Below are 26,275 nucleotides of genomic sequence, written 5' to 3'. Positions count from 1 at the left end.
GGCATGCCCCTTCCGGTGGGCACGGTCATTGGCCGGGCGGTATGAACGGCAGGATCACGCTGAAGCACGAGCCGCGGCCGGGGGTCGAGGCGACATCGATGCGGGCGCCCAGCAGGCCGGCCAGGCGCTGGGCGATGGACAGGCCGAGGCCCAGGCCCTTGCGGCGGTCGCGCTCGGTGTTGGCGATCTGGTAGAACTCCTCGAAGATCTGGCGGCGCTGGTCGCCGGCGATGCCGATGCCGGTATCGGCCACCACCACCGCCACCCGGTCGCCGCGCCGCCGGCATCCCATCAGGATGCGGCCGCGCTCGGTGTAGCTCAGGGCATTGGCCAGCAGGTTGCGCAGGATGCGGCCCAGCAGCACCGGGTCGGTATCGACCATGCCGTGGCAGGGCAGATAGCGGAAGCCCAGGCCCTTCCGTTCGGCCAGCGGCGCGATCTCGGCGGCCAGGGCGTCGGTCAGGCGGCACAGCGGGAAGCGCTCCCGCGCCGGGGAAATCAGCCCGGCATCGATCCTGGAGACGTCGAGCAGGGAATCCAGCAGCGATTTCAGGCCGGACAGGGCGCCGTCCAGTTCCGCCACCACCGGCGCCGCCGGGTGGCCGCCCAGGGCGTCGCCCAGCACCGCGCTGAAGCAGAACAGCGCCTGCACCGGCTGGCGCAGATCGTGGCTGGCCGCCGCCAGGAAGCGGACCTTGGCGGCCAGGGCGCGGTCCGAGGCCTCCACCGCCTCGCGGTAGAGGGTGGTGTCGGTGAGCGACCCCACCACCCGGCGCGGCCGCCCCTCGTCGCGCACCGCCATGCCGCGGGCCAGCATCCAGCGCCAGCGGCCGGCGGCGTCGCGCAGGCGGTGCTCGGCCGAGAACTGGTTGCTGGCGCCGTTCAGGTGCTCCTCCAGCACGCCGCGCACGCCCCCCAGGTCGTCGGGATGGACGCGGTCCAGCCAGGCGGTGATGGTGGCGGCGGCCTGCCCTTCCGCGAGCCCCAGCATCTGGTGCCAGCGCGGCGAATAGAACACCCGGCCACTGTCCAGGTCCCAGTCCCACAACCCGTCATTGGCCCCCTTGGCGGCCAGGGCGTAGCGTTCCTCGGACAGCCGCAGCGCCCGCTCGATGGCCTGGCGGGCACGGCGTCCCTCGACCTCGCGCAGCTCGCGCTCGATGGCCGGCACCAGGCGGGCGAGGTTGGATTTCAGCACGAAATCGTGCGCCCCCGCCTTCAGCAGGGTGACCGCGGCCTCCTCGGTGATGACCCCCGACACCACGATGAACGGGCAGCAGCCGCCGGCGGTCTTGTACAGCTCGAGGGCGCCGGCGGCACCGAAGCCGGGCATGCGGACGTCGCTCACCACCACATCCCAGTCGCCCTGGGCCAGGGCGGTGGCCATGTCCACCGCGGTGCAGACGCAGGCGTGCTCGACCCGGTAGCCGGCGGCGCGGATCCGGTGCACCAGCAGCAGGGCGTCATCCTCGCAATCGTCGACCACCAGCACGCGCAGGGATTGGGCCATGGGCTCAGACCGGCGGCGGCTCGTTGATGATCAGCCAGTAGAGGCCGAGGTGACGGACCGCTTCGCTGAACTGGACGAAATCGACCGGTTTCCGGATGTAGCTGTTGGCCCCCAGCTCGTAGCCGGCGATCAGGTCCTGCTCCTCGCGCGACGAGGTCAGGATCACCACCGGGGTGAGGCGGGTGCGGTGGTCGGCGCGGATGCGGCGCAGCACCTCGATGCCGTCGAGCTTGGGCAGCTTGAGGTCCAGCAGCACCACGGCCGGGCCCACGCCGACGGCGCCATCGGCGCCGAACAGGTGCTCCAGTGCCTGCGGGCCGTCGCGGGCGATCACCACCTCGTTCTGGATGTTGTTCTTCCGAAGGGCGCGCAGGGTGAGTTCCTCGTCGTCGGGGTTGTCCTCGACCAGCAGGATCGGCTTCAGGGTCATGACGTCCTCGTCAATGCAGGGTGAACCGCACGGTGGCGCCGCAATCGGGCTGCCCCACCGCCCAGACCTCGCCGCCGTGCTTGTGGATGATGCGCTGCACGGTGGCCAGGCCGACGCCGTTGCCGGGAAACTCGGCCACCCCGTGCAGGCGCTGGAAGGCGCCGAACAGCTTGTCGGCATAGGCCATGTCGAAGCCGGCGCCATCGTCGCGCACCACATAGATCCGCCTGCCATCCTCCCCCTCCTCGGCGGCGAAGGCGATGTGGGCGCGGTCCTTGCGCCCGGTGTACTTCCAGGCGTTGCCCAGCAGATTGGCCAGCACCACCCGCACCAGATGCGGATCGGCCTCGTCGCGCAGCCCGGGCTCGATATCGACGGTGGTCACGGCGGCGCGGCCGGGCTGGCCGCGCGCCAGGTCGGCGACCACCGCCCGCGCCATGTCGCTGAGATCGACGGGGCCGCGGTGCAGGTCGCCGCGGGTCAGCCGCGACAGGTCGAGAATGTCGTCGATCAGCTGCGACATGCGCTGGCTGGCGGCGCGGATGCGCCCCAGGGCGTCGCGGGCGGTCTGGTCCAGCTGGCTGGCATGGTCCTCGATCAGCACCTGGCTGAAGCCGTCGATGCTGCGCAGCGGCTGGCGCAGGTCGTGGGAGACCGAATAGGAGAAGGCTTCCAGCTCGCGGTTGGCGTTCTCCAGTTGCAGGGCACGGTGCTCGAGGTCGGCGTTGAGGGCGCGGATGGCCTCCTCGGCCTCGCGCGCCCGGGTGACGTCGCGCAGGATGGCGGTGAAGGTGACCGTTCCGCACACCATCACCCGCGAGATCGACGCCTCGGCGGGGAAGACGCTGCCGTCCTTACGCCGGCCGAAGATGCCGCCGCGCTCGCCCATGGGGCGGGCATGCACCGGCGAGGCGCGGAAGCCGGCCACATGGTCCTGATGGCGCGCCTGGGCAAGCCGCGGCAGCAGCATGTCGAGGGGCTGGCCCAGCACCTCGGTGGCGCGGTAGCCGAAGATGCGCTCGGCCCCCTGGTTGAACAGGATGATGTGCTGGCGTTCGTCGATGGAGACCACGGCGTCGTCGGCGATATCCAGGATGCTGCGGAACAGCTCGCGCGAGACCAGCACGTCGTCCTCGGCGCGGCTGCGCGAGGTGACCTCCAGGTAGACCCGGTACACCAGGGCGGTGCCGCCCCGCAGCGACGGCAGGCGCTGGACCAGGAACACCCCGGCGGGATTGCGTTCCTCGTCCAGCCGCGGGGTCGCCCGGCGCAGGCAGCTGGAATCCATGGCCAGAGCCGCCGGCTGGGCGGCCAGCGCCCCGCCCAGGCGGTCGGCCAGCGCCGGCGTCTGCATCAGCATGCGGCCATCGGCATCGAAGGCGGCGGCCATCAGACCGCCGTCGAACAGCGCGCGCTCCAGCGAAATGCCGCCTGGGGCGGTCCCGGCGCCGTCGAAAGGTGCGGATTGGTCCGGCACGGCGTACGTCCCTTATTCCGTTCGGCCAGTTCGGGTATGCTACCCTTGCCGGTCCGCGGGCGGGGGAAGGCATCCGGGGGAGGCCATCCTACCGCTGTCGGAATAGGCCGCACGGGTGGCGAAGGGGTTCCCTTTCGCGGGTCGCAAGGGCATAGTGCCGCCGGGATGCACCTTCGCAAGGGAAGCGCCGTGATCGACGTCCAGTACGTCACCGCCCAGTCCAAATTCTCGCTGGAGGTCTTCAAGGTCGTGCGCCCCCACGTGCCGCGCGAGCGCTGGCCGGCCAATCCCCTGCGCGCCACCTTCATGCCCCATCCCGACGGCCTTTACCTGGAAGGCAGCTTCGACGACCTTCCCGGCGCCTATGCCCAGGTGGCCCAGCGGGCGGTGATCCAGGCCGGGGTCGAGCTGGTACGGGTGTCCCCGGTGGCCTTCTGGGCGGCCGAGGTGGTGCGCGCCAAGCGCTGGCGCGACGCCTTCATGTTCTTCGCGGTGCCGCTGCTGTTCGCCATCCCGCTGATGGGGGCGCTGCACCAGTCGGCCATGATCTTGGCCGCCGGCGCCTTCGCCGTCAATCTGGTGGTGCTGATCTTCACCCAGGGCCTGCTCATCCGCCGCCGCGCCACCCTGGCCTCGGCCCGCTTCGTCGCCGAGATTCCGGTGCCCGGCATGCGCCTGGCGGTGGCGGCGACGCGCCAGAAGGCCGGTCTGGGCGAGGACGGCTCACCGGGGTGAATGCCCCGGATGGTCGGGTCCCGGATCATCGGGGGGCCTGCCGGCCTCGGCCCGTTCCTCGACGGTCAGGATGTCGCCTTCGCTGAACAGATAGGTCCCGAGCTGCCAGGCGAAGTCGGGATCGGCGCGGCGCAGCCATTCCAGCAGCATCGAGGCGTGTTCCAGTTCCTCGCGCATGTTGTGCAGCAACAGCGCCTGCAGCTCGGCATCGGTGCAGTCGTCGGCGCGCTGGCGGTACCAGTCCACCGCCTCCAGCTCCTCCATCAGCGAGCGGATCGCCTGGTGCAGGGTGACGGTGCGCCGCGACAGCCGCTCGACCGGCGCATGCCATTCCTCGGCCATGGATCCTCCCCGGCGGTTTTGCCTCCGGGGGCCATATGTGGCGCGGCGGCGCGGGCCGCCATTCCCCATGGGTCCTACATCCTCCCGAACCACCGGCGCAGGCGTTCCCGCAGCTCGCCGCCCGAGGCGAGGAACGGCAGCTTGGGCTTGTCGATGGGGGTGGGTTCGGCGGCCAGGCCGACCTCCGCGATGGCGCCGTCCAGGTCGAGGGCGCGCACGATCAGTTCGACCTCGCCCAGGGCGATGCGGTCGCCGACTCCCGGATGCCCGCCCAGCGACCAGTGCAGCCATTGCGCCACGGTGACGTCCTTGGCCTCGTCGGTGACGCACAGGCCGTACATCAGGCCCAGTTCGGCCATGCGGGCGCGGGGGTCGATGGGGAAGTCGCCGAAGAACTGGCGGTCGGCCTCGGCCGCCACCGCCGGGCTGGCGAACAGGCGGTCGAGCTGGGCCACCCGCTCGGGCTTGGCGAACAGCCAGACCATGTCGCCGGACCGCAGGATCGACACGCTGGACCCCAGCAGCGAGCGGCCGTCGCGCACCACCAGCGACGGCGTCGCCCAGCGCGGCAGGCGGTGGCCGTGGGCGACCAGGGAATCGGGGACGATGCGGTAGGCCACCAGCTCGTGGCGGGCGCCGGGGATCTCCAGCTCCATGCGCTCCACCGGGCCGATGCGGCTGGGCACCACCTGGCCCAGCCAGCGCGCCACCGGAGCGATGGTCCAGCCCTGCACCGCCAGCGACACCAGCACCACCAGGAAGGCGACATTGAACAGCAGCCGCCCGTCCTCGATGCCGGCGATCATCGGCAGGATGGCCAGCAGGATCGACACCGCGCCGCGCAGACCCACCCACGAGATGAAGGCGATCTCGTTCCTGTGCATGCGGAAGGGCAGCAGCCCCAGCCAGACCGCCAGCGGCCGCGCCACCAGGATCAGCACCGCCGCCACCGCCAAGGCGGGCAGGATCAGCGGCGGGAATTCGGACGGGGTGGCGAGCAGGCCCAAGGTCAGGAACATGGCGATCTGGGCCAGCCAGATGGCGCCGTCCTGGAACCGGCGCATGGTGTCGGGCGCCACCAGCCGCGAGTTGCCGGCGACCAGGCCGGCGATGTAGGCCGCCAGGAAGCCCGAGCCGCCGGCCAGCGCGGTCGCCGCGAACAGCATCAGCGCCAGCGACAGCGCCGCGATGGGCAGCAGGCTGCGCTCGATCCCCAGGCGGTTGACCGCCTGCACGATCAGCCAGCCGCCGGCCAAGCCGGCGATGGCGCCGATGCCGAATTCCCGCACCAGCTCCAGCGCCACCGTGGCGCCGAAGCCGAGATGGCTGTCGCGATCGACCAGGAAGCGCACCAGCACGATGGTGAGGAAGATGGCCATGGGGTCGTTGGACCCCGATTCCACTTCCAGGATGGACCGCACGCGGTCGCGCACGGTGATGCCGCCGACCCGCAGCAGGAAGAACACCGCAGCGGCGTCGGTGGAGGCGACGATGGCCCCCAGCAGCAGTCCGTGCAGCCAGTCCAGCCCCAGCAGCAGATGGGCCGGGACCGCCACCACGGCGGCGGTGACCACCACGCCGACCGAGGCCAGGGACAGTGCCGGCAGGGCGGCCAGGCGGACGCTCTTGACCGAGGTGTGGAAGCCGGAATCGAACAGCACCACCGCCAGGGCGGCGCTGCCCACCCCGAAGGCGATTCCGAGATCGTCGAAGGCGATGCCGCCCAGCCCGTCCTCGCCGGCCAGCAGGCCGATGCCGAGGAACACCAGCAGCAGCGGCGCGCCGATGCGGAACGACAGCAGGCTCGAGGCGACGCTGATGGTCACCAGCCCCGCCACCGCCAGCACCGCGATGTTGATCGCGTCGATCACCCCGTGCGCCCTCCTTCCCTTCCGGGTGTAGGCGGCCCTGACGCGCTTGTCCAGTACCCCCGCACTGGGCCACTATGGGAGGGACCGGGCCGGAGCCGCCTTCCTTGCACAACGACATCATCCTCGACGTCCTCATCTTCCTTGGCCTGGCGGTCACCATCTCGCCGCTGTGCCATCGTTTCCGCGTCAGTCCGGTGCTGGGCTACCTGGTGGCCGGCAGCGCCATCGGCCCGGCCGGCCTGGCGCTGCTGCCCGACAGCGAGGGCAGCCGCGGCCTCGGCGAGCTGGGCATCGTCTTCCTGCTGTTCACCATCGGCCTGGAACTGTCGTGGGAACGCTTGCGGGTGATCCGCCACTTCATCTTCGGCCTGGGCTCGGCGCAGCTGCTGCTGACCGGCACCCTGGCCGGACTGGTGCTGGCCGGCGAGGGCTTAAGTCCGGCCGGAGCCATGGTCGCCGGCCTGGCGGTGGCGTTCTCGTCCACCGCCTTCGTCCTGCAGCTGCTGTCCGAGCGCGGCGCGCTGGCGTCGCAGCATGGCCGCGTCGCGGTGGCGGTGCTGATCCTGCAGGACCTGGCGGTGGTGCCGCTGCTGGTGGCGATCCCGCTGCTTGGCGAGCATGCCGGCGGCAGCGCGCTGACCCTCAGCCTGGCGCAGGCGCTGGCCAAGGCGGCGGCGGCGCTGGCGGTGATCCTGGTGGTCGCCCATCTGGGCCTGCGGCCGCTGTTCCGGCTGGTGGCGGCGACACGCTCGCCCGAGGTGTTCGTGGCCGCCTCGCTGCTGGCGGTGATCGGCACCAGCACCGCCACCGAGGCGGTCGGCCTGTCGCACTCGCTGGGCGCCTTCCTGGCCGGCGTGCTGCTGGCCAGCAGCGAATACCGCCACCAGGTCGAGGCCGACCTGCAGCCGGTGCGCGGCCTGCTGATGGGCCTGTTCTTCCTGACCGTGGGCATGACCATCGATCCCACCGCCCTGCTGCGCCATCTGCCCGAGATCGCCGCCGGGGTGGGGGTGCTGGTGGTGCTGAAGGCGCTGATCATCACCGCCCTCGCCCTCGCCTTCCGCTTCCCGCTGGCCATGGGGCTGCATCTGGGGCTGCTGCTCGCCCAGGGCGGCGAATTCGCCTTCGTGGTGCTGGCCCGGGCGGGGCAGAACGACCTGATCCCGGCCGAGACGATCAGCACCCTGACCACCATCATCGCCCTGTCCATGGCGCTGACCCCGGCGCTGGCCCTGCTGGGCGAATGGATCGGCCGCCACCACCGGCTGTCCCGCGCCGTCTCGGCCGCCCCGCCCGACGGCGGCATCGAGGACCTGTCGGACCACGTCATCATCGCCGGCTGCGGCCGCGCCGGCCAGATCGTCGCCTCGATCCTGTCGGCCGAGGCCATCCCCTATGTCGCCATCGACCGCGACCCCCATCTGGTCGAGGTGCTGCGCGGCCAGGACCGGCCGGTGTTCTTCGGCGACGTGCGCAAGCTCGAGGTGCTGAAGGCGGTGGGCGCCGAGCGCGCCCGCGCCCTGGTGCTGACCATCGGCGCCGGCTCGGGGCGCGAGAAGCTGGTGCCGCGCGTCCGCCAGCTCTATCCCGCCTTGCGCATCCTGGCCCGCGCCCGCGACCGCCGCCAGGCCAAGGGGCTGGAGGCCTCGGGCGCCACCGCGGTGGTGCCGGAGATCCTGGAAGGCAGCCTGCAGCTGGCCGGCCGCGCCCTGCACCAGCTCGGCACCCCGGCCGAGGAGGTGCAGTCGCTGCTCGAGGAATACCGCAAGCACGACTACGCCAAGCTGGCGCTGACGCTGGAGAAGGAGTGAGGGGCCAGGTGCCCCCTGGGGGAGGGTCTCCACAAACTTCTCCCTCCCCCCTTGCGGGCGGAGCCCGCCTTCCGACAATGCGTGCTTCGCACGCGGGGGAGGGTTGGGGTGGGGGGGAACCGCGTCGGCGTTGTCGCGGAACTCACCCCGCCCCCAACCCCTCCCCATCAAGGGGAGGGGAGTAAAAAAAGGGGGAGGTAAAGTAAAGGAACCCTACGCCCCCAGCACCTTCGGCACCTTGTTGATGCGCAGGCGGTAGGCGTCGGGCATGCCCGAGCCGAGCAGCGGGCGCAGGTACATGCGGAAGGCGTCGGTGACGCCGTTGCCTTCGGCGGTGATGAACTCGTCCTCCATCACCCGGGTCTTGCCGGCGACGTCGGTCAGCGGCATCAGCTGGTAGTCCACCGAATAGAAGCCGGTGCGCTTGATCGCCACCGAGCCGTCGGTGTTGCCCCACATGGCGAACTGCACCGCCTTCTCGCCGACCTCGCGGGCCTCGCGCTGATCGACGTCCGAGACGCAGCCGACGAACGAGCGCTGCAGGTAGCCGAAGGTGTCGCCGCGCACCCGCTTCAGGCCCAGCTTGGTCTTGATCTCCTCGCACAGCAGGTCGGCCAGGGCGCCGGTGCCCGACAGCTGGACGTTGCCGTGGGCGTCCTTTTCCACTTCCTGGGCCAGCTTGGTGATGATCGGCGCCCCCGATTCGTCGTGGATGCCTTCCGACACCGCCACCACGCAGCGGCCGTAACGGTCCATGGTGGCCTTCACGTCGGCCAGGAACTGATCGACCTTGAAGGTACGCTCGGGCAGGTAGATCAGGTGCGGGCCGTCATCGGGGAACTTCTTGCCCAGCGCCGAGGCGGCGGTGAGGAAGCCGGCATGGCGGCCCATGACGACGCCGACATAGACGCCGGTCAGCGCCGCGTTGTCCAGGTTCACCCCCATGAAGGCCTGGGCGACGAAGCGGGCCGCCGACGGATAGCCCGGGGTGTGGTCGTTGCCGACCAGATCGTTGTCGATGGTCTTCGGGATGTGGATGCAGCGCAGCGGATAGCCGGCCTTGTGGGCCTCCTCCGAGACGATGCGCACGGTGTCCGAGGAATCGTTGCCGCCGACGTAGAAGAAGTAGGAAATGCCGTGGGCCTTCAGGACCTTGAAGATCTCCTGGCAGTACTTGAGGTCGGGCTTGTCGCGGGTCGAACCCAGCGCCGAGGACGGGGTGCCGGCGACCATCTCCAGGTTGTGGCTGGTCTCCTGGGTGAGATCGAGGAAATCCTCGTTGATGATGCCGCGGACGCCGTGATAGGCGCCGTAGACCAGTTCGACGTTGCGGAACTTGCGCGCCTCGAGCACCACGCCCGCCATCGACTGGTTGATCACCGCGGTCGGTCCGCCACCCTGGGCGACCAGCACCTTACCGTGCAACATGGGACCTCCTGCTCTCTTGGACGAAATTTTATTATGGGAGCGCAGGATAAGTCATTTCGCGGCGCAGCAACCAGGGGCATGGCGGGCGCCTCCGACTCCTGAGTAGGCCCGGCAGGGCCGTCATCCCCCCTTCGGGGTGCATGGGAGCAGGACTTTCGACCTACCCCGGACCAAGGTCCGGGCCGCCGCCCCGCCCGCCACCCGCCGATTCGGGTGGGACCCGGCCGCCGGTCGGGGCAACCACAACATTTTGCGCACCGCCCCACCCATGCTATGGTCCCGCGACGGGGACCCCCATCGGCGGACAAGCTGTTGAGCGATCACAAGATTTCCCTTGACCATTCGACCGTCTCGCTGATGCGGCGGTTGTTGCGCGAGGGTGTGCGGCCCTATCTTGGCATGGTCCTGGCGGCCGTCGCCTGCATGGCCATCTCGGCCGGCGCCACCGCCACCTACGCCTGGTTGATGGACCCCATCATCAACAAGATCTTCGTGGCGCGGAAGGCCGAGTATCTGTGGCCGCTGGCGGCCACCATCATCGCCACCTTCGCCGCCAAGTCGGTGGCCGATTACGGCGAGGCGGTGCTGCTGTCGCGGGTCGGCCTGAAGGTCATCGCCGACATGCAGAACCGGCTGTTCAGCCGGCTGATGGACCTGGACGTGGCCTTCTTCCACCTGCACCAGACCGGCAAGCTGATGAGCCGGATGACCAACGACGTCAATTCCATGCGCTTCGCGGTGTCCAACGCCCTGACCGGGGCGGGCAAGGACGCTTCCAGCGTGATCTTCCTGGTGGCGCTGATGTTCTACCAGGACTGGGTGCTGGCCTCGCTGACCTTCTTCGTCTTTCCCATCGCCATCCTTCCCATCGCCCGGCTGGGCCGGCGCATGCGCAAGGTGACCGCCAACACCCAGGAGCAGAACGGCCTGTTCTCCACCTACCTGAACCAGGCGATCCAGGGCATCCGGGTGGTCAAGGCCTATGGCATGGAGGATTACGAGCGGGCCAAGGTGGGCGGCCTGGTCGATACCCTGCACCAGCTCACCTACAAGGCGGCCAGGGTGCGCTCGGCCTCGTCGCCGATCATGGAGATGCTGGGCGGCATCGCCATCACCGTGGTGATCGTCTATGGCGGCTCCCAGGTCATCGCCAGCGCCGACACCAACCCCGACCGCGCCGGCGCCTTCTTCTCGTTCATCACCGCCCTGATGCTGGCCTACAAGCCCATGAAGGCGCTGGCCTCCCTGAACACCAACCTGCAGGAGGGCCTGGCCGCCGCCGCCCGCTGCTTCGAGGTGATCGACACCAGGCCGACCATCAGCGATCCGCCGGGCGCCTTGCCGCTGGTGGTGCGCGAGGGCGGGGTGCGGTTCGAGGGGGTGTTCTTCACCTATGACGGCGTCAAGGCGGCGCTGGACGGCATCGACCTCTCGGTGCCGGGCGGCCGGACGGTGGCGCTGGTGGGGCCGTCGGGGGCGGGCAAGACCACCATTCTCAACCTGCTGCCGCGCTATTTCGACGTCACCGACGGCCGCGTCACCATCGACGGCCAGGACATCCGCGGCGTCTCCATCGCAAGCTTGCGCGCCAAGATCGGCCTGGTCAGCCAGGACATCGTGCTGTTCGACGACACCATCCGCGCCAACATCGCCTATGGCCGCTTCGGCGCCACCGACGACGAGATCGAGGCCGCCGCCCGCGCCGCCGCCGCCCACGACTTCATCATGGGCCTGCCCGGCGGCTACGACACGGTGGTGGGCGAGCGCGGTCTCAACCTGTCGGGCGGCCAGCGCCAGCGCCTGGCCATCGCCCGGGCCATGCTGAAGAACGCGCCGATCCTGCTGCTGGACGAGGCGACCAGCGCCCTCGACACCGAATCCGAGCGCCAGGTCCAGGCGGCGCTGGAGCACCTGATGAAGGGCCGCACCACCATCGTCATCGCCCATCGCCTGTCCACCGTGGTCGATGCCGACCTGATCCACGTCATGGATCGCGGCCGGGTGGTGGAATCGGGCAGCCATTCCGAGCTGCTGGCCCAGGGCGGCCTCTATGCCCGCCTGCACGCCCTGCAATTCGCCGACGACCCCGCCGCCCCGGCCCGCGGCGGGCCGTACTGACGGGACGGACGCGGTGGGCCTCGCCAAGCGCATCGGCAAGCTGGAGGGCGTGCGCGTCCTGCTGTGCTGGCTGGTCGCCCAGTACATCCGACTGGTGCACGCCACCGGTCGCTGGCGCACGCAAGGGGGCGACGTTCCCGCCGCCTTCTGGGACCGGCGCGAACCGTTCATCCTGGCCTTCTGGCACGGCCGACTGCTGATGATGCCGCGGCTGTGGCGCGGCGGCATGCCCATCCACATGCTGATCAGCCAGCACCGCGACGGCCTGCTGATCGCCCGCACCGTCGCCCATCTCGGAATCTCCACCGTGGCCGGGTCATCGACTCGCGGCGGCGGATCGGCCATGCGTTCGCTGATGCGGCTGCTCAAGGACGGCGGCTGCATCGGCATCACCCCGGACGGCCCCCGGGGGCCGCGCATGCGGGTCTCCATGGGCACCGTCACCATCGCCCGGCTGTCGGGCCGGGCCATCGTTCCGGCCGCCTGCTCCGCCCGCCACCGCACGCTGCTGCGCTCGTGGGACCGCTTCCTGGTGCCGCGGCCGTTCACCGACGGGGTGTTCGTGTGGGGCGCGCCCATGCGCCTGGACAAGGATTGCGACGAGGCGGCACAGGAAGCCTTCCGCCTGGCGCTCGAGCGCGAACTCACCCGGCTGACCGACCTCGCCGATTCCCTGGTCGGGGCCGAGCCGGTGCCCCCCGCCGCGGAGGAAGGGTCGTGATCCACGCCCTGTATCGCCTCGCCACCACGCTTCTGGGGCCGCTGATCGGGCTGTACCTGAAGCGGCGCCTGGCCCGCGGCAAGGAGGACCCGGCCCGCTTTCCCGAGCGGATGGGCCGGCCCGGCCGGCCGCGTCCCGAGGGCCGGCTGGTGTGGCTGCACGGCGCCTCGGTGGGCGAGGCGCTGTCGCTGCTGCCGCTGGTCGAACGGCTGCTGGGGCGCGGCCTGAACGTGCTGATGACCACCGGCACCGTCACCTCGGCCCGGCTGATGGCCGAGCGGCTGCCGGCCGGCGCCATCCACCAGTTCGTGCCGGTGGACCGCCCGCCCTGGGTCGCCCGCTTCCTCGACCACTGGCGCCCCGATCTGGTGTTGTGGGCGGAATCCGATTTCTGGCCCAACCTGATCGAGGCGGTCGGCCGCCGGTCCATCCCGCTGGTGCTGGTGCAGGGCCGCGTTTCGGCCCGCTCCTTCGCCGGCTGGCAGCGGGCCAGGGGCTTCATCGCCCGCCTGCTGTCCCGCTTCGAGCTGTGCCTGGGCCAGACCCCGGGCGATGCCGAGCGGCTGGCGGCGCTGGGGGCGCCACGGACCGCGTGTGCCGGAAACCTCAAGCTGGCGGTGCCGCCTTTGCCCTGCGACGAGGCCGAGCTGGCGCGGCTGCGAACCATCATCGGCGGCCGCCCGGTCTGGCTGGCGGCCAGCACCCATCCCGGCGAGGAGGCCGTCGCCGCCGGCGTCCACGCGCGGCTGCGGGACCGTCTGCCCGGCCTGCTGACCATCGTGGTGCCGCGCCATCCCCATCGCGGGCCGGAGGTGGCGGCGGAAATGGCGATCCTGGGGCTGGCGGCCTCCCGGCGCTCGGCCGGCGCCGACCCGGCGGGCGACCTCTACGTCGCCGACACCATGGGCGAGCTGGGCCTGTTCCTCCGGCTGGCGCCGGTCGCCTTCGTCGGCAAGAGCCTGACCGTCGAGGGCGGGCAGAACCCGTTCGAGCCGGCCCGGCTGGGCGCCGCCGTGCTGTTCGGCCCGCGCATGAGCAATTTCGCCGACATGGCCGCCGCCATGCTGGCCGCCGGCGCCGCCGAGGAGGTGGCCGACGAGGCGGCGCTGGCCGAGGCGGTCGGCCGCCTGCTCGCCGACCCGGAGCTGCTGGCCGGCCGCCGCGCCGCCGCCCTGGCCTGGGCCGAGGCCGAGGCCGGCGCGCTGGATGCGGTGCTGGCGGTGCTGGAGCCCCATCTCGCCCGCCTGGAGCCCGGCCCCCTGGAGCACCGCCATGCGGGCGCCTGAGTTCTGGCGCACCGACTCGCTGGCGGCCCGCCTGCTGGCGCCGCTGTCGGCGCTCTATGCCGGCGCGGTGGCCCGCCGCCTGGCCGGCACCGTGCCGGTCCGCGCCCCCGTCCCGGTGATCTGTGTCGGCAACATCGTCGCCGGCGGCGCCGGCAAGACTCCGGTCTGCCTGGCCCTGGCCGACATGCTGGCGGCGCGCGGGGCGAGGCCGCACCTGCTGACCCGCGGCTATGGCGGCACCGAGGCCGGGCCCCGGCTGGTCGATCCGCTGCGCCACGATGCCGCCCGGGTCGGCGACGAGGCGTTGCTGCTGGCCGCCCGCGCCCCCACCTGGGTGGCGCGCTGCCGCCCCGATGGCGCCGTCGCCGCCGCCGAGATGGGGGCGGGGGTGGTGGTGATGGATGACGGTTTCCAGAATCCCAGCCTGCACAAGGATCTGTCGCTGGTGGTGGTGGATGGCGGCTACGGCTTCGGCAATGGCCGCGTCATACCCGCCGGACCCTGCCGCGAGCCGGTGGCCATCGGGCTGGACCGCGCCGACGCGGTGGTGCTGGTGGGCGACGACCAGACCGGCGTCCTGGCCGTCCTGGCCGGCCGCACGGTGCTGCGCGCCCGGCTGGTGCCCGGACCCGAGGCGGAAGCCTTGCGTGGCCGGCGGGTGGCGGCCTTCGCCGGCATCGGCCGCCCGGCCAAGTTCTTCGACACCCTGGCCGCCTGTGGCGCCGAACTGGCCGCCGCCCGATCCTTCCCCGACCACCATCCCTTCGCCCGGGCCGAGATCCTGCGGCTGCTGGACGAAGCGATTGCGCTGGACGCCATCGCGGTGACCACCGCCAAGGATGCCATCCGCCTCCCCCCCGACCTCAGGCCGAGGGTCATGGTCTTGACCGTGGCCCTGCAATGGGAGGATACCGGGACCCTCGACCGCCTGCTCGGCCGCCTGGAGATCCCTGCGTGAGGTTGCTGTCCAAGTCCCGCCGCCAAAGCCTGGAGGCCATCGCCGCCCGCCTGCTGTGGGGCCTGTTCGCGGCGTTGCCGCTGGACGCCGCCTCGGGACTGGCGGGCGCCGTCGGGCGCCTGGTCGGGCCGCACCTCAAGGTTTCGGACGTCGCGCGGCGCAACCTCGCCGGCGCCTTTCCCGACTGGGACGCGGCCCGCATCGAGGCCACCCTGCGCGAGGTGTGGGACAACATGGGCCGTGTCGCCGGCGAATTCCCCCATATCGCCACCATCTCCCGCGACCGCGTCGAGGTGGTCGGCGGCGAGGTGCTGGACCGCATCAAGGCGGCCGGCGGCCCGGGATTGTTCGTCTCCGCCCACCTGGCCAACTGGGAGCTGTCGGGCGCCACCGTCTGCGGCTGGGGCATCCCCGTCGCGCTGGTCTACCGCGCCGCCAACAATCCCCACATCAACGAATTCTTCGCCCGCGGCCGCGCCCCGTCGGCGGTGGCAGGCCAGATCGCCAAGGGACCCGAGGGCGCCCGCGAGATCATGGCGATGCTGAAGCGGCGCGGCTTCCTCGGGCTGCTGGTCGACCAGAAGATGAACGACGGCATCGCCGTGCCGTTCTTCGGCCGCGACGCCATGACCGCGCCGGCGGTGGCCCGCTTCGCCGCCCGCTTCGGCATCGGCATCGTGCCGGTGCAGGTCGAGCGGCTGCGGGGGGCGCGCTTCCGCATCACCTTCCACCAGCCGCTGCCGACCGATGCCGACACCCTGGCGACCATGACCGAAATCAACCGGTTGTTCGAGGAGTGGATCCGCGCCCGCCCCGGCCAGTGGCTGTGGCTGCACCGCCGCTGGCCGGACTGAGGTGGAACGCCCCTCCCCACCAGGGGAAGGGGACGGTCGGGTTAGAGCCGGATGCTATCAGGTTGAATCGCGAGGCGATCCAACCTGATAGCTGAATCCGCCTCTAAATCAATAAATTAGAGTGCGATTCAGACATTAGGTCGGCGCACCCCGTGCGCCGACCTAATGTCATCGCGCTCTAGCGCCCCAGCTGCGAGGAATCGGGGGTGGTCAGGCCGAGCTGCGAGGCGGCGACCACGGCGCGGGTGCGGTTGTTGACGTTGAGCGCCTTGAGGATGGCGGTGACGTGCAGCTTCACCGTGCCCTCGGCCAGCTGCAGCACGCGGGCGATCTCCTTGTTGGACTTGCCCTGGCCGAGCAGCGCCAGCACCTCGCGCTGGCGCGGGGTGAGGAAGGACACCGCATGCTCGCTGGCCATCGGCCCCATGCCGTCGCCCTGCATGGTGCCCTGTTCCAGCAGCGCCGGCGGCAGGTAGACGCCGCCCGACAGCACCAGCTTCAGCGCCGACAGCATGACCCGGCTGGACGATGTCTTGGGGATGAAGCCGGCGGCGCCCAGATTGACCGCCTGCAGCACGTGGCGGCGGTCGTCCGAGGCCGACAGCACGATGACCGGGGTGCCCTCGGGCAACAGCTCCTTGAGCCGCGGCAACCCCTCGTTCCACGGCATGCCGGGCATGGACAGGTCGAGCAGGACGATGTCGATGTCGGGCTCGCGCTCGACCGCCGCGACCGCCTGCGGGAAGTCGCTGGCCTCGACGATGGTCAGCGGGCCGCCCAACTGGTCCAGCACATGCCGCAGGCCGTCGCGAAACAGTTCATGGTCATCGGCGATAAGAATCTTCATGTCGTCCCACCATCTTGATATTTCGACTGCCGCGAGAGGGCCGTACCCGGCCGCCCCTGCCGCCCCTGCGGCCCCGAAGCGGGCCTTGATCTTATGATCTCAAAATCGAGCCGCGTCGTTACGAAAAAGGTCTGTGGCTATCCGAATATCCCCGGGGCGCACCCCCTTTTCGCAATTGCAAAAATAGGGGATCGCCTAGGGAATGCAACACGAAACAGGGCCGCCACCTTTCCGCCATACGATGGCCATAAATAGCCAATACATACAGCCGTGTCAGAATATATGAGCCTATGCCCAAAGTTTCTTGTGTTCTGGCAATATAGCTCTTTTGGCGCTTCTTGTCGATCGTTCCGCATATCTATGGAGAATGGCCCCATGCCCCGCCGCGAGGTCGTCGTCGGACAACGCTTCACCCCCACCGGATCCTCGGTCCAGTGGGAGGTTCGCGAACTGGTCAAGGATGCCGAGGGAATCATCCACGCCCGCCTGACCCGGGTTGGCGACCCGTCGCACACCAAGACCCTGTCGGTGGGCGCGCTCAACGACATGCGCCTGTTCCGCCCGGCGCCGGCACCACTGCCGGAAGCCGTCGCCTGCTAGACCATGTTCCGTTTGAACGGAACATGCCCTGGCATCATCGGCAGTGGCACGGTGACCTTTCGGGGACACCGGCGCCGCCGCCCCGGTTCGGCCACAATGGGCGGCTACCCCCGTCCCGACGAAACAACACCGTTCTGGGAGAGGACATGGCGCGCCGCAGAATCCGCCGCGGCCAGCAGGGCTGGCAGATCTGGTTCAAGCTGTTCAAGTTCGCGGTGGTCCTGGCCGCCTTCGGCGCCACCGGGTTCTATGCCTACGAGGTGGGGCAGCGCCTGGCGCTGGACGAGGTCGCCGCCGCGCGCCAGGAGATCGAGCGATTGTCCACCGCCGAGGCGGCCCGGCGCGGCGAGGCCGAGGCGCTCGCCGCCGAACTCGAGGCGGCCCGCGCCCGCGCCGCCGACTTCCAGGCCAAGTACGAGGCGGTCGCCCCCACCGACGAGATGAAGGACCTGACCGCCGCCCTGAAGGCCAAGCTGGCCTCGGGCCTCGAGCCCAAGCGCCTGGCCTTCGTCATCCACTCGGCCGAGAAGCCGCGCCGCTGCGGCGGCGAGGAGACCAAGCGGTTCATGGTCAAGACCGCCCGCTACGACGGCAACTCCACCTGGGTGCGGTTCTCGGACCTCATCACCGTCACCGCCGACGGCGCCGGCGGCAATGGCGGCGCCGAGCAATGGTACGACCCCGACAAGCCGGTGACGCTGCACTTCACCGCCATCGGCGGCAAGGACAGCCAGGCCAGCGGCAAGCTGCCCCTGCAGCACTCGCTGGTGGTGAAGAACGGCGAATACCGCTTCACCGCGGTGCCGGGGGCGCGCGGCTTCATCGAGATCACCGGCGACCGCTGCGAGTACAGGGGGTGACATGCTTTTCTCCCCTCCCCTTCCATGGGGAGGGAGAATGTATTGAGGCGGGCCCTCGCTCCCGACCGACAGCGCCCATTGAGGGCGCGGCCAAGCAAACCGGAGGTTTGCGCCCGGCGAGGGCGTACACATGAACAAAGGGGGCGGGCCGCCGGAGGTTGCTCCGGCGGCCCTGGTGACCGAGGCCGACCCAAGGGGGGATGGGGGGGATAGGGCCGCCTCTCGGGCTGCTCGTGGGGGGACAGGAGCAACCGTCGGGGGCAGTATGGCGCGATGGCGGGGCGGCGCGAAGCCGGGCTTGCGCACTAGGCCCTGCGGCGGCCCCTAGCGCGAAGGTATCCCTGCCGGCATGCCGCCCCCGACCTCCGGCCGGGACAAGTGCCGGACCATGATTCGCAAGTCGTTGTGCAGCGCAATATGGTACGGCCGGCGCCGCCGCCAAGACACCGTGTCCCGCCCATTGGCGGCCGGGTTGCCATTACTTTCCCCCCGGGGCGGGTGAACCGGCCTCATCCCTTCGGGTGGGAATAATAAATTTCAATGACTTCTGACCTTAGCCTTGGCCCATTTGCCGCTTTCGGGGCTGGATTCGCCGTCCCGAGTGTGCGATATGGTTCCCCCGTCCAATGGATCGATCCCCAGGTCCCGGGCCCAGCTCTCGTCGGGCAAGCGGGCGTCAGGTGATCAGGCCCGGTGGGCCAAGACAGTTCCGTGCCGGTGCCCCCGCCCGCGGCGGGCCGGGCCAGCACCCAAAGTCATCGCAAGCGGAGGAAACAATGACTGTTCGCGTCGGCATCAACGGCTTCGGCCGCATCGGTCGCATGGTTTTCCGGGCCGTCTCCAAGGAGTTCCCGGAGATCGAGATCGTTGGCATCAACGACCTGCTCGAGCCCAACTACCTGGCGTACATGCTGAAGTACGACTCGGTGCACGGCAACTTCAAGGGCGACATCGCGGTCGACGGCGACAAGCTGATCGTGAACGGCAAGAAGATCCGCCTGACCGCGGTCAAGGACCCGACCGAGCTGAAGTGGGGCGACATCGGCGCCGACCTGGTCATCGAGTCCACCGGCCTGTTCCTGACCAAGGAAAGCTGCGAGAAGCACCTGGCCGCCGGCGCCAAGAAGGTGGTGCAGTCGGCTCCGTCCAAGGACGACACCCCCATGTTCGTCTACGGCGTGAACCACACCAAGTACGCCGGCGAGGCCATCGTCTCGGCCGCCTCGTGCACCACCAACTGCCTGGCCCCGGTGGCCAAGGTCCTGAACGACAACTGGGGCATCAAGCGCGGCCTGATGAGCACCGTGCACGCCGCCACCGCCACCCAGAAGACCGTCGACGGCCCGTCCTCCAAGGATTGGCGCGGCGGCCGCGGCATCCTCGAGAACATCATCCCGTCCTCGACCGGCGCCGCCAAGGCGGTGGGCAAGGTCATCCCCGAGCTGAACAAGAAGCTGACCGGCATGGCCTTCCGCGTCCCCACCTCGGACGTCTCGGTGGTCGATCTCACCGTCGAGCTGAACAAGGAAGCCAGCTACGAGGACATCTGCAAGGCCATGAAGGCGGCGTCCGAGGGCGAGATGAAGGGCGTGCTGGGCTACACCGACGAGAAGGTGGTCTCCACCGACTTCCGCGGCTGCAAGTTCCCCTCGATCTTCGACGCCGAGGCCGGCCTCGCCCTGGATAGCACCTTCGTCAAGGTGGTCTCCTGGTACGACAACGAGTACGGCTACACCTGCAACATGCTGAACTTCGTCCAGCACGTCGCCAAGTAGGAACGGGGGACTACCGATGTTCCGCACCATCGACGCCCTTGACGTCAAGGGCAAGCGGGTCCTGGTCCGGGCCGACCTCAACGTCCCGGCCAAGGACGGCAAGGTCACCGATTCCACCCGCATCGACCGCTCGGCGGCGACGCTGAAGGACCTGGCCGGACGGGGGGCGAAGGTCATCGTCCTCACCCATTTCGGCCGGCCCAAGGGTCGCGAGGACAAGTACTCGCAGAAGCTGCTGCTGGAGCCGCTGGCCAAGGCCGTCGGCAAGCCGGTGGCCTGGGCCGACGATTGCGTCGGTCCGGCGGCCGAGGCCTGCATCGCCGCCATGAAGGACGGCGATGTGGCGCTGCTGGAAAACGTCCGCTTCCACCCCGAGGAGGAGAAGAACGACGCCGCCTTCGCCAAGAGCCTGGCCGCTCTCGGCGACGTCTACGTCAACGACGCCTTCTCCACCGCCCATCGCGCCCATGCCTCTACCGAAGGCCTGGCCCATCTGCTGCCGGCGGCTGCCGGCCGCCTGATGCAGGCCGAGCTGGAGGCCCTGGCCAAGGCGCTGGCCACCCCGGAGAAGCCGGTGGCGGCGGTGGTCGGCGGCGCCAAGGTGTCGACCAAGCTGGATCTGCTGGGCAACCTGGTGGCCCGTGTCGACTACCTGATCATCGGCGGCGGCATGGCCAACACCTTCCTGTTCGCCCAGGGCAAGCAGGTCGGCAAGAGCCTGTGCGAGAAGGACATGGCCGATACCGCCCGCGCCATCATGGAGAAGGCCAAGGCCGCCAACTGCCACATCGTCCTGCCGGTCGATGCGGTGGTCGCCGGCGAATTCGCCGCCAACGCCCCCAGCAAGGTGGTGCCGGTGGATGCCATCCCCGAGGACATGATGGTCCTGGACGCCGGCCCTGCCAGCGTCGAGGCCATCATCGACCGCCTGGGCGGCTGCAAGACCCTGGTGTGGAACGGCCCCATGGGCGCGTTCGAGATCGAGCCGTTCGACATGGCCACCAACGCGGTGGCCCGGGCCGCGGCCGAGCGCACCAAGCAGGGCAAGCTGCTGACCGTGGCCGGCGGCGGCGACACCGTCGCGGCCCTGGCCAAGGCGGGCGTCGAAGACAAGTTCTCCTACGTCTCCACCGCCGGCGGCGCCTTCCTGGAATGGCTGGAAGGCAAGACCCTGCCCGGCGTCGCGGCGCTGGACATCAAGTAGGGTTCCGTTTTTCGGGACTGAAAAGGGGCGGGTGCCGCAAGGCGCCCGCTTTTTTCGTGGGCTGGTGGCGGCTGTGGAAGGGACTGGCTTAAATTTCGTCGCCCACTATTTAACGGAAAACGTTTTTCGTTAAACAACGAACAGCAAGAGGTAACGATCAAAGGCATACAGGCGGGACCGGCGCTGGCCCGTGATTTCGACCAAAATCCCCAACCTCAGAAAATCTCGCAATAGCGCGTTGGCCGTTGGAGCGGTTACCCCAAGTTCCCCTTCGATGTCGCCGGCGCTGATAACCGGCCGGCGGTAGAGCAGGTTTAGAAGCTGGCGGGCATTGGGAGTGCGTTTACCCAATTCCAGGATAGCATGCTCCGCCTCGGACCTGAGCAACAGGATGCGGCGAAAGACCTCCCGTCCCTTGGTTGCCGTTTCAGCAACGCCATTCAGAAAGAAGCGCACCCAGTGAATCATGTCGTTTGCCACCCGAACGCGCATCAATGCATCGTAATAGGCCGCGCGGTTCCTCTCGAAGAAATCGGACAAATACAGCGATGGCTTGGCGAGAAGGCCATGACTGATGAGATAGAGCGGGATCAACAGGCGGCCGATACGTCCATTGCCATCCAGGAACGGGTGAATGGTCTCGAATTGATAATGGCTGATCGCGGCCCTGACCAAGTGCGGAACCAGGATCCCGTCGTTATGCCAGAACTTTTCAAGATCGCTCATGAGTTCATTTACACCGTCCTGGTGCGGCGGAATGAACACTGCGTCGATGACGCTTGAACCTCCGATCCAGTTCTGGCTGTTCCGGAATTCCCCTGGCTGCTTGTGTTCGCCGCGAACTCCGCTCATGAGGATGGCATGGGTCTGCTTCAACATCCGGTTGGACAGCGGCAGATGGGTCAGCTCGCCCACCGCCGCGTTCACGGCGTTGATGTAGTTTCGCACTTCGCGCCAGTCGTCGCGCTTTTCTGGCAGGATTTGCTCTTCTGGCATCAGCGCCTCGTCTATGGCGGTCTGCGTGCCTTCGATGCGGCTGGAGGTCTGCGCCTCCTTGACCACATGCATCTGAATGAATAGGTCGATATCGGGAATAATCAGCGAGAACGCATTCAACTCGCCCAGTGCCCGGGTAGCGCTTTCCAGGAGCGCATTGATGCCTGGATCCTCCCAAAGCCAATCGTGGTTCACGAGGACCGGCTCAAAGCTCTTGTAGCGATAGCGTTGCTTCCACACGCCCGCCTGGAAAGTCTCAAACTTCACGGTTGCCCCCCCTAAGCCGACACCTCGTCCCTGGGTCCGCGCCCGGTATCACGTGATACCGGGGGAGTTGCCGCTTGTCTGACCCCTACCCCATCACCCCGTGGCAGTGCTTGTACTTCTTGCCCGAGCCGCAGGGGCAGGGGGCGTTGCGGGGGGTGTCGATCCAGGTCGAGGGGTCGCCGGCCACCGCAATCTGCTTGCGCACCGGCTGGGCCGGGCCGGCCATCACGGCGGCATCGGCGGCGGGGTCGTGGCCGAAGGCGGGGTCGAAGCGGGTTTCGCGCATCTGGCGCGGCGGTTCCGGCGTCAGCGCCTGGGCCACCTCCTCCTCGGAGGGGCCGACGCGCAGCTCCACATGGGCCAGCAGGCTGGTCACCCGCTCGCGCAGATCGTGCAGCATGCCCTCGAACAGGTTGAAGGCCTCGCGCTTGTATTCGTTCAGCGGGTCGCGCTGGCCATAGGCGCGCAGGCCGATGCCCTGGCGCAGATGGTCGAGCTGGAGCAGGTGCTCCTTCCACGCCTGGTCGAGGATCTGCAGCAGCAGGCTCTTTTCCACCATGCGCATGATGTCGGGGCCGTATTCGGCGGCCTTGGACGCCATCTTGCGGTCCACCGCGTCGGTGATGCGGTGGCGGATCTCCTGGTCGGCGATGCCCTCTTCCTTGGCCCAGTCGGCGACGGGAAGGTCCAGGTTGAACACCCGCAGCACTTCCTCGTGCAGGCCGGCGACGTCCCATTCCTCGGCATAGGCGCGCTCGGGGATGGTGCGGGCGACCATGGCCTCGATCACCTCGTGGCGCATGCCGGCGACGTCGTCGGAGACGTCGTCCACCTGCATCAATTCCTTGCGCTGCTCGTAGATGACCTTGCGCTGGTCGTTCATCACGTCGTCGAACTTGAGCAGGTTCTTGCGGATGTCGAAGTTGCGCGCCTCGACCTTCTGCTGCGCCTTCTCCAGGGCCTTGTTGATCCAGGGATGGACGATGGCCTCGCCCTCCTGCAGGCCCAGCTTCTGCAGCATGCCGTCCATGCGCTCGGACCCGAAGATGCGCATCAGATCGTCTTCCAGCGACAGGAAGAACTTGGAGGCGCCGGGATCGCCCTGGCGGCCCGAGCGGCCGCGCAGCTGGTTGTCGATGCGCCGGCTTTCGTGGCGCTCGGTGCCGATGACGTAGAGGCCGCCGGCCTCCAGCACCTTCTGGCGGTTGACCTCGACCTCGGCGCGGATGGCGGCCGGATCGGTGTCGGGCTCCAGCTTCAGGCGCATCTCCACATTGCCGCCGAGCTGGATGTCGGTGCCGCGGCCGGCCATGTTGGTGGCGATGGTCACCGCGCCGGGCACGCCGGCCTGGGCGACGATCAGCGCCTCCTGCTCGTGGTAGCGGGCGTTCAGCACCTGGTGCGGCACGCCCTTGGTCTTCAGCATGTCGGCCAGCAGTTCCGACTTCTCGATGGAGGTGGTGCCGACCAGCACCGGCTGCATGCGGGTGCGGGCCTCCTCGATCAGGGTGACGATGGCGGCGTATTTCTCGCGCGCGGTGCGGTAAACCTCGTCGTCGTGGTCCTTGCGCGCCACCGCCACGTTGGTCGGCATGTCGACCACGTCGAGCTTGTAGATCTCGGCGAATTCGCCGGCCTCGGTCATGGCGGTGCCGGTCATGCCGGACAGCTTCGGGTAGAGGCGGAACAGGTTCTGGAAGGTGATCGAGGCCAGGGTCTGGTTCTCGTTCTGGATGGTCACCCCTTCCTTGGCTTCCAGCGCCTGGTGCTGGCCCTCGGAATAGCGCCGTCCCTCCATCATGCGGCCGGTGAACTCGTCGATGATGACGACCTTGTCGTTCTTGACGATGTAGTCGACGTCGCGGGTGAACAGCTTGTGGGCGCGCAGCGCCTGGTTGACGTGGTGGACCAGGCTGACATTGCCGATGTCGTAGAGGTTGCCGCCCTCCTTCATCATCCCGGCCTCGATCAGCAGCTGCTCGATGCGCTCGGTGCCCTGTTCGGTCAGGGTCACGGCGCGGGCCTTCTCGTCCTTCTCGAAATCGCCCTCGCCCAGGCCGGGGATGAGTTGATCGACCATGCGGTAGAGGTCGGAATTGTCCTCGGTGGGACCCGAGATGATGAGCGGCGTGCGCGCCTCGTCGATGAGGATCGAATCGACTTCGTCGACGATGGCGTAGTTGAACGGCCGGTGGACCATCTCCTCCAGCCGGAACTTCATGTTGTCGCGCAGATAGTCGAAGCCGATCTCGCCGTTGGTGCCGTAGGTGACGTCGCAGCCATAGGCGGCGCGGCGCTCGTCGTCGTCCATGGTATGCAGGATGACGCCCACCGACAGCCCCAGGAAGCGGTAGACCTGGCCCATCCACTCGGAATCGCGCTTGGCCAGGTAGTCGTTGACGGTCACCACGTGCACGCCCATGCCGGTCAGGGCGTTGAGGTACACCGGCAGGGTGGCGACCAGGGTCTTGCCCTCGCCGGTGCGCATCTCGGCGATCTTGCCGGAATGCAGCACCATGCCGCCCATCAGCTGGACGTCGAAATGGCGCTGGCCCAGGGTGCGCTTGGCCGCCTCGCGCACGGTGGCGAAGGCTTCCTCCATCACCTCGTCGAGGTCGGCGCCGTCGGCGACGCGCTGGCGGAATTCGTCGGTCTTGGCCCGCAGCTGGTCGTCGGACAGGGCGGCGAATTCGGGCTCCAGCGCGTTGATCGCGGCGACGTGCTTGGCCAGGCTTTTGATGATGCGGTCGTTCGCGGTTCCGAAGAGCCGCCGGGCGATGGCGCCGAACATGGAACGAATCCTCGGGAGAGATTCTGAAGAGCAGGCCGCTTGCGGCCGCGACGGGCAAGAGATAGAGCCCAAGGGGGGCTCTGTCAATGTTGGGCGCCCGTTCCCTACGGTTCGGGCAGGGTGAACGAGAAGATCGAGCCGCCGCCCGCCACCGATTCGACCCAGATGCGGCCGCCATGGGCTTCCACCAGCTTGCGCGCCAGCGCCAGCCCGGTGCCGTTGCCGGGAATGCGGTCACGGGTGTGCAGGCGGCGGAACAGCGAAAAGATGGAATCGATGTATTCCGGCTCGATGCCGAGGCCGTTGTCGCGCACCTGGAAGACGGCGCCGCCGGGATGGCGCTCGGCGCTGACGGAAACCTGGCACGGGACGTCGAGGCGGCGGAACTTGACGGCGTTGTCCAGCAGCGCGTGGAACACCACCGCCAGCTTCTCGGGATCGGCCGACACGGTGGGCAGCGGCGCCACGGTGACGGTGGCGCCGGCATCCTCGATCTGGGGCTTGAGGGAATCGACCACCCCCGCCGCCACCCGGTTGGCGTCCACCGCGACAGGCTGGGCGGCGGTCTCGATGGCGAACCGCTCGACGTCGCGGATCAGCGCCTTCAGGCGGCCGGTGCCTTCGACCGCGAAGCCGATGAACTGCTCGGCCTCGTCGTCCAGCTTGCCCTGGTAGCGGCGCTGCAGCAGCTGCACGAAGCCGCTGATCTGGCGCAGCGGCTCCTGCAGGTCGTGCGAGATGGCGTGGCTGAGCTCGCGCACCCTGCCATTGGCCGCCGCAAGGTCGTCGAGGGTGCGCAGCAGCTGGATCTCGGCCCGCAGCCTTGCGGTCACGTCCATCAGCAACACCAGCCGCAAGGTGCGCCCCGTCACCCGAACCTCCTGGCCGTGGGTGGCGACGTCGAGCACCCTTCCGTCGCGGCAGCGCACCTGCCACAGGCCGCTGCCGCCGCCCTTGGCGCGCAGCCGGGGCAGTTCGCGCCGCAGCGCCTCGCCGCCGCCATCGGTCAGCAGGTCGGCCACCCGCATGCCCTGGATGTCCTGGACCTCGTAGCCGAACAGGCGGGCGGCGGCGGCGTTGGCCTCGACCACCGCCAGCCGCTCGGGGTCGTACAGCACCAGCGCCTCGGGGCTGTCGGCGAACAGCAGGCGGTAGCGCCGCTCGGATTCCTCGACCGCCGCCAGCAGGCGGGAACCGACGACGTAGATCAGCCCGGCACTGAGGGCGACGAAGGCCCAGCCCTTCCAGGTCTGGATCATGGTCATGGTGGCGCGGTCCTCGACCAGGGCGGCGAGCAGGGTGTCGCCGGCGAGCACCCACACGGCCCCGAACACCGCATAGACCATGGCGATGGTGACGGCGATGGACATCCCCTTGCTGGCGTCCGGTGTCAT

Annotated in this window: 21 protein-coding genes; 11 read left to right on the top strand and 10 right to left on the bottom strand. The window is 69.2% G+C overall.

Annotated features, from left to right (window positions below; genetic code table 11):
* Positions 1-25: 25 nt before the first annotated feature.
* Genes MTBUT4_RS07850 through MTBUT4_RS07840 form a run of 3 tightly spaced genes read right to left on the bottom strand, consistent with a single transcriptional unit; the run spans position 26 to position 3,417 of the window.
* Complete coding sequence (locus MTBUT4_RS07850; RefSeq protein ID WP_173979121.1) at positions 26-1,510, bottom strand: ATP-binding protein; 1,485 nt, start codon at positions 1,508-1,510, stop codon at positions 26-28.
* Between the two features lie 4 nt (positions 1,511-1,514).
* The gene (locus MTBUT4_RS07845) at positions 1,515-1,940 is read right to left on the bottom strand and encodes a response regulator (RefSeq protein ID WP_173979120.1); all 426 of its coding nucleotides are present in this window, start codon (positions 1,938-1,940) and stop codon (positions 1,515-1,517) included.
* 10 nt (positions 1,941-1,950) lie between these two features.
* Positions 1,951-3,417, bottom strand: coding sequence for a PAS domain S-box protein (locus MTBUT4_RS07840; RefSeq protein ID WP_173979119.1), 1,467 nt, complete (start codon positions 3,415-3,417; stop codon positions 1,951-1,953).
* Between the two features lie 189 nt (positions 3,418-3,606).
* On the opposite strand from MTBUT4_RS07840, the gene MTBUT4_RS07835 reads away from it, so the two are divergent.
* On the top strand, positions 3,607-4,152 hold the full coding sequence (locus MTBUT4_RS07835) for a hypothetical protein (RefSeq protein ID WP_254434786.1): 546 nt from the start codon (positions 3,607-3,609) through the stop codon (positions 4,150-4,152).
* Here MTBUT4_RS07835 and MTBUT4_RS07830 read toward each other — a convergent pair.
* A complete protein-coding gene (locus tag MTBUT4_RS07830; protein WP_173979117.1) occupies positions 4,141-4,494 on the bottom strand; it encodes a ferritin in 354 nt (117 codons plus the stop codon). The two genes, MTBUT4_RS07835 and MTBUT4_RS07830, sit on opposite strands and share 12 nt — an antisense overlap.
* 74 nt (positions 4,495-4,568) lie before the next feature.
* Positions 4,569-6,365 (bottom strand): potassium/proton antiporter, encoded by a 1,797-nt coding sequence (locus MTBUT4_RS07825; protein WP_173979116.1) that lies wholly within the window; start codon positions 6,363-6,365, stop codon positions 4,569-4,571.
* Positions 6,366-6,469: 104 nt separating this feature from the next.
* Between MTBUT4_RS07825 and MTBUT4_RS07820 the strand changes: the two genes are divergently transcribed.
* The gene (locus tag MTBUT4_RS07820) at positions 6,470-8,176 is read left to right on the top strand and encodes a cation:proton antiporter (protein WP_173979115.1); all 1,707 of its coding nucleotides are present in this window, start codon (positions 6,470-6,472) and stop codon (positions 8,174-8,176) included.
* 213 nt (positions 8,177-8,389) lie between these two features.
* Here MTBUT4_RS07820 and MTBUT4_RS07815 read toward each other — a convergent pair whose 3' ends face one another.
* Positions 8,390-9,604, bottom strand: a complete 1,215-nt coding sequence (locus tag MTBUT4_RS07815; RefSeq protein ID WP_173979114.1) for a 6-phosphofructokinase — start codon at positions 9,602-9,604, stop codon at positions 8,390-8,392.
* Positions 9,605-9,961: 357 nt separating this feature from the next.
* On the opposite strand from MTBUT4_RS07815, the gene MTBUT4_RS07810 reads away from it, so the two are divergent.
* The 5 genes from MTBUT4_RS07810 to MTBUT4_RS07790 are packed head-to-tail and all read left to right on the top strand — an operon-like array spanning position 9,962 to position 15,541.
* The gene (locus tag MTBUT4_RS07810) at positions 9,962-11,722 is read left to right on the top strand and encodes an ABC transporter ATP-binding protein (protein ID WP_371737678.1); all 1,761 of its coding nucleotides are present in this window, start codon (positions 9,962-9,964) and stop codon (positions 11,720-11,722) included.
* Between the two features lie 13 nt (positions 11,723-11,735).
* The gene (locus MTBUT4_RS07805) at positions 11,736-12,443 is read left to right on the top strand and encodes a lysophospholipid acyltransferase family protein (RefSeq protein ID WP_173979112.1); all 708 of its coding nucleotides are present in this window, start codon (positions 11,736-11,738) and stop codon (positions 12,441-12,443) included.
* Positions 12,440-13,729, top strand: a complete 1,290-nt coding sequence (locus MTBUT4_RS07800) for a 3-deoxy-D-manno-octulosonic acid transferase (protein ID WP_173979111.1) — start codon at positions 12,440-12,442, stop codon at positions 13,727-13,729. The genes MTBUT4_RS07805 and MTBUT4_RS07800 overlap by 4 nt, the downstream gene beginning before the upstream one ends.
* Entirely contained in the window at positions 13,716-14,687 is a 972-nt protein-coding gene (lpxK, locus tag MTBUT4_RS07795) for a tetraacyldisaccharide 4'-kinase (protein WP_173979110.1), read from the top strand. The genes MTBUT4_RS07800 and lpxK overlap by 14 nt, the downstream gene beginning before the upstream one ends.
* Positions 14,684-15,541, top strand: coding sequence for a lysophospholipid acyltransferase family protein (locus MTBUT4_RS07790; RefSeq protein WP_254434784.1), 858 nt, complete (start codon positions 14,684-14,686; stop codon positions 15,539-15,541). The genes lpxK and MTBUT4_RS07790 overlap by 4 nt, the downstream gene beginning before the upstream one ends.
* A 178-nt stretch (positions 15,542-15,719) precedes the next feature.
* On the opposite strand, the gene MTBUT4_RS07785 is transcribed toward MTBUT4_RS07790, so the two are convergent.
* A complete protein-coding gene (locus tag MTBUT4_RS07785) occupies positions 15,720-16,388 on the bottom strand; it encodes a response regulator transcription factor (protein ID WP_173979108.1) in 669 nt (222 codons plus the stop codon).
* A gap of 375 nt (positions 16,389-16,763) precedes the next feature.
* Between MTBUT4_RS07785 and MTBUT4_RS07780 the strand changes: the two genes are divergently transcribed.
* From MTBUT4_RS07780 to pgk, 4 genes are all read left to right on the top strand, one after another.
* The gene (locus tag MTBUT4_RS07780) at positions 16,764-16,988 is read left to right on the top strand and encodes a hypothetical protein (protein ID WP_173979107.1); all 225 of its coding nucleotides are present in this window, start codon (positions 16,764-16,766) and stop codon (positions 16,986-16,988) included.
* A gap of 146 nt (positions 16,989-17,134) precedes the next feature.
* Positions 17,135-17,848, top strand: coding sequence for a hypothetical protein (locus MTBUT4_RS07775; protein ID WP_173979106.1), 714 nt, complete (start codon positions 17,135-17,137; stop codon positions 17,846-17,848).
* A 776-nt stretch (positions 17,849-18,624) separates the two neighbouring features.
* The gene (gene gap / locus MTBUT4_RS07770; protein WP_173979105.1) at positions 18,625-19,623 is read left to right on the top strand and encodes a type I glyceraldehyde-3-phosphate dehydrogenase; all 999 of its coding nucleotides are present in this window, start codon (positions 18,625-18,627) and stop codon (positions 19,621-19,623) included.
* A gap of 16 nt (positions 19,624-19,639) precedes the next feature.
* Entirely contained in the window at positions 19,640-20,827 is a 1,188-nt protein-coding gene (pgk, locus tag MTBUT4_RS07765; RefSeq protein ID WP_173979104.1) for a phosphoglycerate kinase, read from the top strand.
* 129 nt (positions 20,828-20,956) lie between these two features.
* On the opposite strand, the gene MTBUT4_RS07760 is transcribed toward pgk, so the two are convergent.
* The 3 genes from MTBUT4_RS07760 to MTBUT4_RS07750 form a co-directional block, all read right to left on the bottom strand.
* On the bottom strand, positions 20,957-22,090 hold the full coding sequence (locus MTBUT4_RS07760; protein ID WP_173979103.1) for a Fic family protein: 1,134 nt from the start codon (positions 22,088-22,090) through the stop codon (positions 20,957-20,959).
* Positions 22,091-22,175: 85 nt separating this feature from the next.
* Positions 22,176-24,881, bottom strand: coding sequence for a preprotein translocase subunit SecA (gene secA, locus MTBUT4_RS07755; RefSeq protein WP_173979102.1), 2,706 nt, complete (start codon positions 24,879-24,881; stop codon positions 22,176-22,178).
* A gap of 104 nt (positions 24,882-24,985) precedes the next feature.
* Complete coding sequence (locus MTBUT4_RS07750) at positions 24,986-26,275, bottom strand: ATP-binding protein (RefSeq protein ID WP_173979101.1); 1,290 nt, start codon at positions 26,273-26,275, stop codon at positions 24,986-24,988.

Source organism: Magnetospirillum sp. UT-4 (assembly GCF_902729435.1).
Taxonomy (GTDB): domain Bacteria; phylum Pseudomonadota; class Alphaproteobacteria; order Rhodospirillales; family Magnetospirillaceae; genus Magnetospirillum.
Note: the sequence above shows the minus strand (reverse complement) of the source record. Positions and strands in the feature narration are given on the sequence as shown.